Consider the following 13,213-nt stretch of genomic DNA (forward strand, 5'->3'; position numbering starts at 1 on the left):
CCATACCTCAAAGGAGACGTGACGCGGATCACGCCCCGGGTGCCCGAGCCACACACCGGCCCCGGCTCACGCTCGCGGACAGGCTGTGTGCTGGCTTGGGTGACTGTTGTAGAGTAGATCATTCGTGTTGCCCTTGAGGAAAGCCGGAGCGCATTCGTCGCACAGAACACGTGAAGGCGAGAGGCGATCCTGATGCAGGCCACAGCACGCCAGGTCGCGACAGCGCAAGCCCGTTCAGGCACGCTGCAGACTCGCTCGATCTTTTTGGCTCTGCTGATCGGCTTCCTGTTTCTGCTGCCGCACATCGCTGGCATCGCAACCGCCGGTAGCTTTCGCGCCTACACGCCCTTCTCTGTCATCACTCCAAGCAACGTCATCTCGGACGAGAGCTTTCTCTACGGCGCTCAGACCAACACCATGCTCCAGCAGCATCGCCGTGCGGATGATACGGATAGCTGGGAGGGGCGGAATACGTGGTTTCCGTATTCCTTCCTGCCAGAGTCCGTGGAGGCCGTCACCGCAGCCGTTCTGGCGCCCGGCCATCCGCGCACTGGACTGAAGCTGGCACAGATACTGTTTCATTTCGCCTTCCCGGCGATCATGGCGGCATTGCTGATGGCGCTGTTCGATCTGCCCGAAATACCCACGTCGCTGGCTGCGCTGCTCGCGCTTACGGTGATGGTGGCCTCGTTCTCGGCGCGGACGCTCACCGGCAGCGTGCTGGCGGTGCTGAGTCATTCTGGCGGAGCGGCCTTTGCAAATCCATTGCAGGCCTCCCGCAACCCCAATCCAAACGTATCGTTTGTCATCGTGCTGGTTGCGATCTGGCTCGCCGTGCGCGCGTGCCGTTCCCTCAGCAACCGTAGTTTCGCAATCGCTGGCGTAGTCGGCGGCCTGCTCTTCTACTGCTACACCTTCTATGCCATCGCCTGGTCGGCAGCATGCCTGCTCTTGGCGCTTGCGTCGTTGGTGCCCGTTCTGCGCTTGCCGCGAGGCTTCCTTCGCATGCTGGCCGCGACAGTCGTCACCGCATTGCCTTATCTGGCGTGGGTCCATGTCTCGAAGCGCTCCGGCGTGTATGTGCAGCGCACCGGCCGACTGGGAATGGTCTACTCACATCGCCTTCCACCGGAGTCGCTGCACACCAGCCTCGAGTTCGGCATACCACTGTTTGTCCTCCTGATCACGTGGCTGCTGGTATTGCGCCGCCACGTCCAGCAAAGACCTGGAGGGGAGAACGCCTACTCCGCCATCCTCGTCACCACGGCGTTGGGCCTCGGCGGCATAGCAGGGCTGGACATGCAGATCGTCACCGGCTTCAACGTCCAGGCAGACTTCCACTACACCCATATGGTGATCCAGCCCGCCGCCGTGCTGATCGTCGCCCTGCTGATCGCGTGTCTCCTCGGGCGAAGAGGCGCGCGATGGGTGGCGATTCCGGGCTTCGTGGTCTTGTGGATCGCCTGTGCCCTGATCGAGGCGCACGCCGGCATCGCCTCGGCGCCTTACCAGCAACTTCCCGCTGGCGATGCGGTGCTCTTCGACTGGCTGGAGACGCACACCCGGCCGGGGGACGTTCTGGCGACCACCAATCTTCGACTTTGCATGGAAACGCCTCTGTTCACGCACAACCGGCTGCTGGTCGCGAATGGGACGCGGGCCTCGGGGAGTGACGAACAGTTGCTCGAACGGCTGCTCGTGGCCAATCGATTGAGCGGTGCCACGGAGCAGCAGGTCAGGGCAGAGCTCGCTGTCGGCGATGCATTGCCCGACGCGGTGCCCTTCGAGACGTACGGCACATATCTGTTCGAGCAATCGCCGCTGCTCAACCCCTACACGCACTACTTGACGGATGCCGCTGTGGCCTCGGCACTCGAGCAATACAGCCGCTTGAACGTGGACAGGGAACTGACACGGTATCGTGTCGATTACCTGTACACGGAGCACGGCGGATCACCGCAACCTGGCTCCGCGTGGCAGGCCGCTCCGGTGCTCGAAACACCCGGGGGCGGCGTGTTGTGGCGCATTACCAGACGCTCCTGAGCTGCCGTCCGGTTCCGGACATGCGGGACGCAGCACCGAACAGACCCTCGCGCAAATCATCGCCTCGTCCATTCTGAAAGCTATGACGTAGTTAGGGTTATCGGGGGCTCCCTGTTGGCGCGAGGATTGCTTCAGTCGCTCCTGTTCGCTTCAGGACACGTAAGGGGCGCCCATGCAGAGTCTGTTCAGAGATATCCGTTACGTTCTCCGCTCCCTGCGTCGCTCACCTGCGTTTGCCGTGGTGGCTCTGCTCTCGCTCACCATGGCCATCGCTGCCAATGTTGTTGCCTTTGGCGTACTGGACGCCCTCATCATTCATCCGCTGCCCGTGGAGCAGCCGCGCCAGATCTACACAGTGCAGGGCAAGGAGACAGGGAACCTGAATGTCTCCTATCCGGACTACCGCGACATTCGCCGGCGGCTCGGTGGCCAGGGCAGCACGTTGCGCGATGTGGCGGTGGCGCGCATCGTCCATTTCGGCCTCGATCAAGGTGCCGGCGCGCAGCCGGTGTGGGGCTATGAGGCCAGCGGCAACTACTTCTCGCTGCTCGGCGTGCGCCCGGTGCTCGGGCGCTTCTTCGAGGACACGGACGAGCACGGTGTGAACAGCGCGCCGTACGCGGTGCTCAGCTATGCCGCATGGCGGAGTCTGTTTGCGGGTGACCACGGCGTGGTTGGCCGGACGGTCCTGATCAACAAGCATCGCTACACCCTGCTCGGCGTCGCCCCGCCCCGGTTCGAAGGCACCGAGCGCTTCTTCGCACCCGTGCTCTGGGTCCCGATGATGAATGCACCCCAGGTGGAGGGCTTCGACTCACTGGAGGCACGCGGGACTCACGGGCTATGGGCCATTGCGCGGCTGAACCGCGGAGCGACTGTGGCGCAGGCCAACGCGGAGCTGAACAACATCTCGGCACAGCTTCGCCGCCAATACCCTGCCACCGACCATAGCCTGACCTTGTGCCTGACCAAACCCGGGTTGCTGGGAGATCTCCTGGGCGGCCCGATGCGCGCGTTTGTGGGAGGCATCCTGCTGCTCGCCGGGCTCGTCCTGCTGGCGGCCTGCGCCAACCTTGGCGGGTTGATCGCGGCCCGCACCGCCGAGCGCACGCGCGAGCTCGGCATCCGGCTGGCCATCGGCGCAAGTCGCACGCAACTCCTGCGAAGCCTCTTCACGGAGACGCTCCTGACAACCCTGCTGAGTGCGGCGGCCGCATCTCTGGTGGCAAAGCTCGTTCTGCACGCGCTCACGCGGTTCCGGCCTGCCATCGGACTACCTATCCAGGTCGTGGTCGACGCCAGCCCGCTCGCCTATGCCTTCGCCCTCACCGCGGCCGTGACCAGTGGCGTGCTCCTCGGGCTGCTTCCGGTCCGTTCGTTATGGCAGATCGAACCTCAACAGGCGGTACGGAGCAGCCCCGGAGTCGCCGTCCACGGACGCCGCCTCGCCCTGCGGGATGTGCTTCTCGTGCTTCAGGTCGCGCTGTGCTGCGTCCTGGTGACAGCCTCGCTCGTGGCGCTGCGCGGCCTCCGCCATGCCCTGACCACGCCATTAGGAATCCGTCCCCAAGGCGTCGTCACTGCTACCTTCGATCTGCACCTGGCCGGCTACTCCGAGCAGCAGAGCGCTGCGATTCAGCGGCGCATTCTCGATGCTGTTATGCATCTGCCCGGCGTCATCGATGCTGCCTACGGCAACACGACCCCCCTAAGCCCAGACACTTCGACCACCGCCATCTACCCAGTGGGTACGGTGGATTTGGCCCGGCAGCACCCGGTTTTCGGAGCGAATTACTTCGACATTTCGCCTGGGTACCTCCGCACGGCAGGCACCCGGCTGCTCGCTGGCCGGGAGTTCACCTGGCATGACGACGCCAAGGCCCCTCCCGTGGCGATCGTTAACCAGACCTTCGCTCGACGCCTGTTCGGAACCCGGCAGGCGCTCGACCGCCGATTCGTGCAGGGAAATCAGACAATGCGCATCGTGGGCGTGGTCGAGGACGGCAAGTACAGCACGCTGACTGAAGACAGCATGGCGACCCTGTTCATCCCCATCCAGCAGTCGCCCAGCTCGGAGACAGCGCTGCTGGTGCGTGCTGCGCCCTCGGCAGACAGCATAGCGCCGGCGATCCTTCACGCACTGCAGGGGATCGATCCCGGGCTGCCGATCACCGCGATCGGCAGCTGGCAGGCGCGCCTGCAGTCGTTCGTTCTGCTGCCTGCGCGGGCTGCGAGTATCGCGCTCGGTGTCCTGGGTTCCCTCGCGATCATGCTGGCTGCCACCGGCATCTTCGGCCTGGCCAGCTACACGGTCGGCCGCCGCATGCGGGAGTTCGGCATACGCGTGGCACTCGGTGCCCAACGTTCGGAGGTGCTCCGGGCAGCGCTGGGGAGGGTGGGATGGCTGCTCGGATTGGGTTCGCTTGCCGGCCTCTTATTGGGTACCGCCGCCAGCCGCATTCTCACCAGCATTGTTCTGGGGGCGCAGGGCGCCGATCCCGTGGTGTTGACCTCCGCTGCTGCGGTGATGGTGGCCATCGGCCTCCTTGCGACGTGGCTGCCGGCGCGGCATGCACTGGATGTCGAGCCGGCACAGCTGCTCCGCACGGATTGACCGTACACCAGGAGCTGATCCAGTGCCGCGCTGGGAAGTTCCGGCCCCGCGGTCCCGACGGCCCTGCCTAATCCTTCGACCTGATCCCCTTTTTTGCGTCTAACAAGAAGTTGGCACAGGGTACATTCGTGTGCTGCAGAGCCGCACCCGGGGAGGGCGACGCATGGGGAGATTGGCAGAGATCAGGCGACGTGTGAGGTACAGCGGGCACCTGCTGTGGCGTTCCGCGGTGACTCCGATGCAGGGGCGACCTCAGGAGCCGCGGCTCGTCGCGCCGGATGAACTGGGCGTCACCTTCATCGGCCATTCGTCGTTCCTGGTGCAGGCCGCGGGCCGCAATCTGCTGTTCGACCCCGTTTTTGCGCGATTTCTGATCCTGCTGCGTCGCCAGCGGCGCCCGGGCGTCCGCGTCCGCGATCTGCCGCCCATCGATCTCGTGCTGCTCTCGCATGCCCACATGGATCACCTGAACCGTCCATCGCTGCGGCGGGTCGTGCAGGAGACGCTGCGACAGACCGGCAAGGCGCCAGTGGCGGTGGTGCCCCGGGATGTCGGCGATGTCCTCCGCGGCCTCGGCTTCTCCCGCATCATCGAGCTGAGTTGGTGGGAGCGTTGCGAGGTAGCGGGGCTGACGATTACGCACACCCCGGCCCGCCACTGGGGCACCCGCTGGTTCATGGATGGGCACCGCGGCTACGGTGGCTTCGTGGTCGAGGGGGGCGCACAGCGGCTCTACTATTCGGGCGACACGGCTTACTTCCGGGGCTTTGAGGAGATTGGGGAGCGACTGCGTCCCGAAGTGGCGCTGTTGCCCATCGGGGCCTACTCACCGGATAGCTACCGGAGTGTGCATACCAGCCCGGAAGATGCGCTGAAAGCGCTCGAAGACCTCGGCGCGGCGCATATGATCCCGATGCATTATGGAACGTTCTGGCTGTCGCACGAGCCGATGACCGAACCTCTGCCGCGACTGCTGCGCTCAGCCGAACAGCTGGGATTGCGCGACCGAGTGCTGCCACTGCCGGAGGGGGAGACAGTTGTGTTCCGCCCCGGCGAAGCACGGCAGAGACCGCGTCACCCACACCTGCAGGCCAGCCTCGCGGGAGGCTGAGGGCGGGGGGCTATCTCACGCAGTCGTGAAAGAGGGCAGGCTCAGGATGCCTTGCCCTTACGGGCCGAGCGAGCCAGGTCTCCGTCCTTGTCAAGGAAGTAGAGGTAGCCCTTCTCCCGTTCCAGCCGGGTTTCGGCGACGACCTCTTCGGCTCCCTCGCCCGTTTTCTTCTTCCGGGCGACGTTGCCGTCCTTGTTGATGAAATAGAGATACTGCTTGTAGTCCCGCTCCAGCCCCAGGTGCTTCACTTTGTCTGACATACGGCAACCTCGCAGGTTGGGATGCTTGCTGCCTGCGACCGACAACCGGAATCAGCGAACCGGATGCAGCGTCGCGCTGGCGCGCTGCTCTTCAGCCTTCCGCGCCTGATCTTCGAGCGCCTGGGCCTGTGGCAGGTAGTTGATGGCCTGACTGATCATGGGGTCCCAATTGGCCCGAACGCGAAGCCCCTGTTCCTGCCCGAACTGGCTGGTGAAGATGTCGGCCTTGATATTGGCCTTGATCCAATCCGAGACGCCGGCGATGTCCTGCTCGGTGAAGGGAACCTGCTGGCTGTTCAGGAACTGCCGGAACTCGTTCATCACCGCGTCATCGACCTGGAAGTTGCGATCGACGGTGCGGTTCGCCAGGTAATGGCTCGCGAAGTTGAAGAAAATGTAGTGCTCGAGCAGCGAGTCCTGGAAGTGGTTGGACTTCGGCGTGTCGATCTTGTCGTCCGGCGTGATTCCGCCGCCGCCGTAAACGGTGCGGCCGGAGTCGGTCAGCTTGACCTCGCGGTTCTTGTCTTCGCTGGCGGCCGGCTGGTCATGGTTGTAGTAGTAGTCGTAAAGCGACACGCCCTCGTAGTTGCGCTGGATCAGGCGTCCGCTGGGCGTGTAGTAGTGATAGGTCGTCAACGCCAGGCCGCCCTGGGACAGCGGGTAGACGGTCTGGACCAGACCCTTGCCGAAGGTGGTTTCTCCGACGACGAGAGCGCGGTCATGATCCTGCAAGGCGCCGCTTACAATCTCTGCCGCCGACGCGGTGCCATGGTTCACCAGCACGACGATCGGGAAGGTGCGGCCGCCATTGCCGTGGGTGGCGCGCTGGGTCTGCTCGGGGTAGGCGCGTCCGCGCTGGGACACGATGACCTGGCCCTTCTGCAGGAACTTGTCGCAAACCGAGACTGCCTCGGTCAGCAGACCGCCCGGATTACTGCGCAGGTCGAGCACCAGGCCCTTCACCTGTCCGAAGTTATCGAGCGCCTCGCCGAGCTCGCGCCCGGTGGTCTCCTGGAACTGCGTTATATGGACGTACGCAATGCCGGGACGGATCATGTACGCCAGATCGAGGCTGCCGTGCGGGATCTCGTCACGGATCAGGTCGAACGTGAGCGGCTTCGACTGGCCGAAGCGGCTGACGGTGACCCGCACATGCGTGCCCCGGGGGCCCTTCAGCATGTTGGCGACTTCCGTCGAGTCCATGTTGTCGGTCGACTTGCCGTCAACGGCGGTGATGATGTCGGCCGGGCGCAGGCCGGCACGGAACGAGGGGGTGCCCTCGTACGGAAAGAGCACGACGATCTTGCCGTTTTGCGGCTGGATGGTCATGCCTACGCCGTAGTACTTGCCGTGCTGGTCCTCGCGCATCTTCGCGAAGGCCTTGGGATCGTAGAAGCTGGAATGTGGATCGAGCACGCGGAGCATGCCCGGGATCGCGCCGTCATAGATGGCACGCTCGGCCTTGTCGCCGGTCAGCGGCTCGGCATAGTTCTGCTCGACCAGGCTGTATACGGTGGTGAAGGAGCGCAGATCATTGCGCAGAGCAGACTCATCCGCCTGCGACTGGGCGCCTACCGTACGCTCGACCAGTGTGCCGCCAGCTGCGCAGGCGGCGAGGAAGACAGCAACGAGGACGGCGGAACGGCGGGGACTGGGTGCCATAGGTCAATGCCAGCGGCAGGGATGTGCGATTCCGCAGTCCTTGCGCATCAATTTAGACGCGAGTATAGCATCGCGGGTAGCAGGCCTGACCCCTCCATGGCTGCCACCAAAGCAGCACTGGCGCGTCAAAATGACGTATGCCAGCTCGTCTGGACCGGCCGAGGATCCGGGTGTCCCGCTCCTGTTTGCCACGGCCTCGGTCGTCCTCCCAAGGCTCCGGTCCCGCCGACCCGAAGCAGCGTGCATGCACTCTGCTTGATGAGTACACTACGCGTAGGCGCCCCGTTAGCCATGGACCTGTTCGCACCTCAGAGCGGACGGTCTGGCTTCAGTACGCCCACCCAATCGCCGAGATTCCGTCAGCCATGCGCCGCCGGCATCCTCGTTGTCGCAGATTGTCGAGAGGTTCATGACCATTCGCCGTTCCGATGTCTTTGCCTGGCTGCTGGCCGGCTCCCTGCTGGCTGCAAGTCCCGCCCTGGCGCAGAAGAAAACCAACAAGCCGCTGTCGCCCGAGCAGCAGGCCGCGCGTGAGAAGTTCGATCCGCAGGCCCAGCAATCGTCTTTCGGCGGCAGCGTGGTCGAACAGCGTGTCGCGCAGGTCAATGACCAGATCATCACGACCTCGGACTACGACCGTGCGGAGGCGCAGCTTGAGCAGGAAGGGCAGCAGCAGGGCTGGAGCCCGCAGGAGCTCGAAAACCGAAAGCGCGATCTGCTGCGGGACCTGATCGACCAGCAACTGCTCCTGTCCAAGGGCAAGGACCTGGGCATCACGGGCGACAACGAGCTGGTGCGCCGGCTCGACGAGATCCGCAAGCAGAACCACCTCGACACGATGGAAGACCTGGAGAAGGCCGCCTCTTCGCAGGGCGTGTCCTTCGAGGATTTCAAGCAGACGCAGCGCAACAGCATCATCACGCAGCAGGTGATCCGGGAGCAGGTGGGCCGCAAGCTGCAGATGACGCAGTCACAGTTGCGCCAGTACTACCAGGAGCACCTCAACGAGTTTACCCAGCCGGAATCAGTCAAGCTGAGCGAGATCCTGATCCCGACGACGGGCGACGATCCGGCCAAGCTGGCCGCTGCCAAGGCAAAGGCCGATGAGCTGGAAGCGCAGCTCAAGGCCGGTGCCGACTTTGCCCAGCTCGCCAAGGCCAACTCGGGCGGCAGCACGGCAGCGCAGGGTGGCGACCTCGGCGACTTCAAGCGAGGCGCGCTGGCGAAGCAGCTCGAGGATGCGACGTTCGCACTCCAGGCCGGCCAATCGACCGAGCCGATTCGTACCCGGCAGGGCTACGTGATTCTCAAGGTGACGCAGCACACGCCGGGCGGCGTGCAGAGCTTCGAGTCGGTGATGCCGCAGGTGGAAGAGGCGGCCTTCATGGGGCGCATGCAGCCTGCACTGCGCGACTACCTGGGGCAGCTGCGCGAGAACGCCTACATCGATGTCCGTCCCGGCTACGTGGACAGCGCGGCGGCGCGCAATCCGGTGAAGCCGCTTTATAGCGCTTATGCCCCGCCTGCGCCGAAAAAGAAGCCCCATTTCACGCGGACCCGCTACTCGGGCGCGCAACGCGGCCGGCATGCCGGCGCCACCGCCGATACGAGCACGACTGCCGCGCCAGCAGCGGGAGCGAAGACAGCCAACGATGCGACGGCAGCCCCGGGTGATACGACAAAGACGGCCAACGGGACCACGGTCGCGCTTGGCGGCAGCGTACCCCCGGCAACGGCGCGTCCAGAGCGCCCCGGTAAGAAGGAGAAGATTCGCTTCGGTCAGGCGCCGCGTGAGGCTCTGCCGCCCGCAAGCACGGACAAGAGCCCGGATGCAGCGGCTCCCGCCGATGCTGCTGCAGAGCAGGCGCAGGTCGCCTCCGCCTCGAGCTCTGCCAATACAGATGTTCCGGACGCCTCCGCAGCGCCAGCGACCGATCGCAAGACCCGCTTCGCTGACCGTCCTCGTGTGCCGAAGTCCAAGAGGCCCAAGACAGCGGACCAGGTCGAGAATGAGCGCACGGACAAGCCCACTGCTGAAGAAGCGGCGGCACAGAAGACCCAGTCCGCGCCGCTGGGGCTAGCCGGAGACACGGCGAAGAAGAAGAAGGCGCCCCGGGTGAAGGGCGACAAGACGCGCTACTCGGACGAGGCAGGCAAGCCGAAGGAAGAGCCTGCGCCAGCACCGCAGAGCTCCACGCCATCGCCGCTGGCTACGCCCGGAACTGTGCCCACCAGCAACCCACCCGCAGACGCAACTCCGCCCGCGCAGGGCACGCAGCCGCAGCCGTGAGCCGCCTTCGGTGAGCGAGGGCACGCTGCTCCCCACGGCCAGCCGCGGGAAGAGCTTCTTCATCGCAGACGCGGCTGCGCGCATGGGCAGCTTCGGGGTGAAGAGCTTCTTCGCGGTCGCCTCTCGCCAAGATCGCCAGCAGAAAAGCGGTGCCAGCTTCTGCACGCTGCGCCTGTCTGATCGCACGGGGCAATGCGAGGCTGTGATCTGGGACGACGCCAAGCCGCAGGTCGGCCCCTTTGCCGTCGGCGAAGTGGTTAAGCTCGAGTTCGACATCTCCGCGTACAGTGGCCGACCGCAGTTCGTCGTCAAGCGGCTCCGCCGTGCCGAGCCGCACGAATATCTGCTCGCGGACTTCCAGCCCCACACGCGACATGAGATCGACGAACTCTGGCAGCGGCTCATTGCCTCTGTCGATAGCTTCACCGATCCGTATCTGCACGCGCTGCTGCGTGCGTTTCTTGACGATCCCGCGATCGCAGAGCGGCTGCGCGTTGCACCCGCGGCCAAGCAACTGCACCATGCCTGGATCGGCGGCCTGCTGGAGCACATCGTGTCGCTGCTCGAGCTGTGCGATCGTGTCTGCCCGCACTACCCGCACCTGCATCGCGACCTGGTGCTCTCCGCCGCGGTGCTGCACGATATTGGCAAGCTCGAAGAGCTGAGCTGGCAGCTGAACTTCGATTACACACTCGAAGGCCAAATGCTCGGCCACATCACGCTGGGCATCGCGATGATTGAGCGCAAGGCCGCGACTGTCACTGGCTTTCCTCCGCGCCTGCTGCTCATGCTCGAGCACATCGTGCTCAGCCATCACGGCAAATACGAGTTTGGCTCGCCCAAGCTGCCTATGACGCCTGAGGCGATGCTCTTCCACCAGCTCGACGACCTGGACGCGAAGATGTTCCTGGTGCGTAGCGAGCTGGAGCGCGGGGCCGCGCAGGGCAAAGGTGCCGGAGAGATGACGGACTGGGTACGCGCACTCGAGCGGCCGCTGCTGAACACGCATGCCTTTCTCAACGAGGCTGCAGCGGGTGGAGAAAGCATGGAAGACGCAGTACCCGAGGAGCGACCGGATGCCCTACCTGCTGAAGACTGAGCCCGACGCGTACTCCTTCGACGATCTCGAGCGCGATCGCGAGACGACCTGGGATGGCATCAAGAACGCGCAGGCGCTGCGCACGCTTGCCGGTATGAAGAAGGGCGACAAGCTCGCCATCTATCACTCCGTAACGGATAAGGCCGTCGTGGGTACGGCGAAGGTGATCTCGGTCGATGCCGCCGATCCCCGGCAGCCGGTCGTGCGCCTCGCGCCGGGCAAGCGGCTGAAGCAGCCAAAGACTTTGGCCGAACTGCGCGAGGCGCCGCTGTTCCAGGGCTCGATCCTGTTTCGGCAGTTCCGTCTCTCTGTCGTGCCGCTCACGGAGGAGCAGTACGAATGGCTGCTCTCCTGACCAGCGCCGATCCTGACTGCACCTGCATTTACAATCGAATTTTCCTCAGGAAGGTCCATGCTCCGTTTCTCAACCGCGGGTGAGTCGCACGGCGAAGCGCTGATTGCGCTGGTGCAGGGCCTGCCCGCTGGCCTCGAAGTTGACGAGTTGGTTCTCAATCGCGAGCTCTGGCGGCGCCAGCAGGGCTACGGCCGCGGCGGCCGCATGCGCATCGAGACGGACACGGTGCACATTCTCTCGGGCGTTCGGCATGGCCGTACGATCGGCGCGCCGGTCGCGATCCAGATTGCAAATCGTGACTGGAAGAACTGGGAAGAGATCCTGCCGGTTGCAGCAGGCGATCCTGCACTGCACAAGGCCGTCGCATCGCCGCGGCCCGGGCACGCAGACCTCGCGGGCTCGCTCAAGTATAACTTCAAAGACGCGCGCTACGTGCTCGAGCGTGCCTCTGCGCGTGAATCGACTGCGCGGGTGGCTGCTGGCGCGCTCGCGAAGACGCTGCTGCGCTTCCTCGGCATCGAGGTGCTCAGCCACGCTGTGCGCGTGGGCAGCGTAGAGGTGGAGGAGCCGGTCGCGTGGGAGAAGATCGCCGCGCTGGCTGATCGCAATGACGTTCTGCTGAACTGCGCTGTGCCCGAGGCAGAGGAGCGCATGAAGGCCGAGGTCGATAAAGCGCTGCGCACGGGGGATTCGGTCGGCGGTGTGTTTGAGGTGGTCGCGCACGGCGTGCCGCCCGGCCTCGGAACCTACGCCAACTGGGATGAGCGTCTCGATGGACTGCTGGCCTGGGCTGTGATGTCGCTGCAGGCGGTGAAGGCTGTCGAGCTGGGCCGCGGTGTGACGGCAGCGCAGTCGTTCGGCTCGGCTGTGCATGACGCGATCCACTACAGCAGCGAGAGCAATGGCCACACCCGCTTCGCGCGCGAACGCAACAACGCGGGCGGGGTCGAAGGCGGCGTCTCGAACGGCGAAGACATTGTTGTGCGCGGCTACCTGAAGCCGATCTCCACGTTGCGCCGGCCGCTAGAGTCCGTCACCTATGAGACGCGAGAGACCACGAAGGCTGCCTACGAGCGCTCCGATGTCTGTGTTGTGCCCGCCGCTGGCGTGGCCGCGGAGGCCATGGTGGCCTTTGTGCTGGCACAGCTTGCGCTCGAGAAGTTTGGCGGCGACTCCGCGCAGGAACTGAAACGAAACTACGACGGTTATCTGGAGCAGATTCGCGCCTACTGATTTCCTCAGCGGCGAACGCTCCCCAAGCACGCAAGCATGATCTATCCCATCGTCAAGTATCCCGATCCCATCCTGCAGCGGCCAGCCGCGCGCGTGACCGAGTTCAATGACGAGCTCCGCACGCTGGTGGCTGATATGTTCGAGTCGATGTACGTAGCGCAGGGTATCGGGCTGGCTGCCCCGCAGATTGGCGTAGCGAAGCGGATCACTGTCATCGATCTGAGCAACAAGAAGGACCCCGCGCAGAAGCTGGTGCTCATCAATCCCGAGGTCACCGTGACCGAGGGCAAGCAGTTCGAAGAAGAGGGCTGCCTGAGCCTGCCCGACATTCGCGAGAAGGTGCGCCGGGCTGCGTTCGTCAAGGTGCGCGCGCAGAACGAACACGGCGAGTGGCAGGAGCATGAGGGCACCGAACTGCTGGCGCGCGCCTTTCTGCACGAGATCGATCACCTGGACGGCGTGCTCTTCATCTTTCGCGTGAGCCCGCTCAAGCGCGACCTGATCCTGCGCCGCATCCGTAAGCTGCAGCGCACGGGTGAGTGGTAG

The 13,213-nt window shown here is 64.6% G+C and carries 10 protein-coding genes; 8 read left to right on the forward strand and 2 right to left on the reverse strand.

Going from position 1 to position 13,213, the window contains the following annotated elements; genetic code table 11:
• Positions 1-192 precede the first annotated feature (192 nt).
• The 3 genes from AC5IJH_RS06575 (at position 193) to AC5IJH_RS06585 (ending at position 5,768) form a co-directional block, all read left to right on the forward strand.
• Entirely contained in the window at positions 193-2,043 is a 1,851-nt protein-coding gene (locus AC5IJH_RS06575) for a glycosyltransferase family protein (RefSeq protein WP_491902010.1), read from the forward strand.
• 172 nt (positions 2,044-2,215) lie between these two features.
• Positions 2,216-4,657, forward strand: coding sequence for an ADOP family duplicated permease (locus tag AC5IJH_RS06580; RefSeq protein WP_491902011.1), 2,442 nt, complete (start codon positions 2,216-2,218; stop codon positions 4,655-4,657).
• 238 nt (positions 4,658-4,895) lie between these two features.
• Positions 4,896-5,768 (forward strand): MBL fold metallo-hydrolase, encoded by an 873-nt coding sequence (locus AC5IJH_RS06585; RefSeq protein ID WP_491902012.1) that lies wholly within the window; start codon positions 4,896-4,898, stop codon positions 5,766-5,768.
• 41 nt (positions 5,769-5,809) lie between these two features.
• On the opposite strand, the gene AC5IJH_RS06590 is transcribed toward AC5IJH_RS06585, so the two are convergent.
• Positions 5,810-6,028 (reverse strand): hypothetical protein, encoded by a 219-nt coding sequence (locus tag AC5IJH_RS06590; protein WP_491902013.1) that lies wholly within the window; start codon positions 6,026-6,028, stop codon positions 5,810-5,812.
• 51 nt (positions 6,029-6,079) lie between these two features.
• Positions 6,080-7,690: a S41 family peptidase gene (locus AC5IJH_RS06595; protein ID WP_491902014.1), complete on the reverse strand. Its 1,611-nt coding sequence runs from the start codon at positions 7,688-7,690 to the stop codon at positions 6,080-6,082.
• 409 nt (positions 7,691-8,099) lie between these two features.
• Here AC5IJH_RS06595 and AC5IJH_RS06600 point away from each other — a divergent pair, with 409 nt between their 5' ends.
• From AC5IJH_RS06600 to def, 5 genes are read left to right on the forward strand one after another with little or no spacing between them, the layout of a single operon-like run.
• Entirely contained in the window at positions 8,100-9,980 is a 1,881-nt protein-coding gene (locus tag AC5IJH_RS06600) for a peptidylprolyl isomerase (protein WP_491902015.1), read from the forward strand.
• 10 nt (positions 9,981-9,990) lie between these two features.
• On the forward strand, positions 9,991-11,079 hold the full coding sequence (locus AC5IJH_RS06605) for a 3'-5' exoribonuclease YhaM family protein (protein WP_491902016.1): 1,089 nt from the start codon (positions 9,991-9,993) through the stop codon (positions 11,077-11,079).
• Positions 11,057-11,434 (forward strand): EVE domain-containing protein, encoded by a 378-nt coding sequence (locus AC5IJH_RS06610; protein WP_491902017.1) that lies wholly within the window; start codon positions 11,057-11,059, stop codon positions 11,432-11,434. Before AC5IJH_RS06605 ends, AC5IJH_RS06610 begins: the two co-directional genes overlap by 23 nt.
• A gap of 57 nt (positions 11,435-11,491) precedes the next feature.
• The gene (aroC, locus tag AC5IJH_RS06615; protein ID WP_491902018.1) at positions 11,492-12,667 is read left to right on the forward strand and encodes a chorismate synthase; all 1,176 of its coding nucleotides are present in this window, start codon (positions 11,492-11,494) and stop codon (positions 12,665-12,667) included.
• A 36-nt stretch (positions 12,668-12,703) separates the two neighbouring features.
• The gene (def, locus tag AC5IJH_RS06620) at positions 12,704-13,213 is read left to right on the forward strand and encodes a peptide deformylase (RefSeq protein ID WP_491902019.1); all 510 of its coding nucleotides are present in this window, start codon (positions 12,704-12,706) and stop codon (positions 13,211-13,213) included.

This window comes from Candidatus Dedyshia acidiphila, from assembly GCF_051025295.1.
Taxonomy (GTDB): domain Bacteria; phylum Acidobacteriota; class Terriglobia; order Terriglobales; family Acidobacteriaceae; genus KBS-83.

Excerpts from the sequence above, each read along its gene's own strand:
- AC5IJH_RS06575 (WP_491902010.1), top strand. The coding sequence starts at position 193 with ATGCAGGCCACAGCACGCCAGGTCGCGACAGCGCAAGCCCGTTCAGGC.
- AC5IJH_RS06595 (WP_491902014.1), bottom strand. The coding sequence starts at position 7,690 with ATGGCACCCAGTCCCCGCCGTTCCGCCGTCCTCGTTGCTGTCTTCCTC.
- AC5IJH_RS06600 (WP_491902015.1), top strand. The coding sequence starts at position 8,100 with ATGACCATTCGCCGTTCCGATGTCTTTGCCTGGCTGCTGGCCGGCTCC.
- AC5IJH_RS06590 (WP_491902013.1), bottom strand. The coding sequence starts at position 6,028 with ATGTCAGACAAAGTGAAGCACCTGGGGCTGGAGCGGGACTACAAGCAG.
- AC5IJH_RS06610 (WP_491902017.1), top strand. The coding sequence starts at position 11,057 with ATGCCCTACCTGCTGAAGACTGAGCCCGACGCGTACTCCTTCGACGAT.
- AC5IJH_RS06580 (WP_491902011.1), top strand. The coding sequence starts at position 2,216 with ATGCAGAGTCTGTTCAGAGATATCCGTTACGTTCTCCGCTCCCTGCGT.
- aroC (WP_491902018.1), top strand. The coding sequence starts at position 11,492 with ATGCTCCGTTTCTCAACCGCGGGTGAGTCGCACGGCGAAGCGCTGATT.
- def (WP_491902019.1), top strand. The coding sequence starts at position 12,704 with ATGATCTATCCCATCGTCAAGTATCCCGATCCCATCCTGCAGCGGCCA.
- AC5IJH_RS06585 (WP_491902012.1), top strand. The coding sequence starts at position 4,896 with ATGCAGGGGCGACCTCAGGAGCCGCGGCTCGTCGCGCCGGATGAACTG.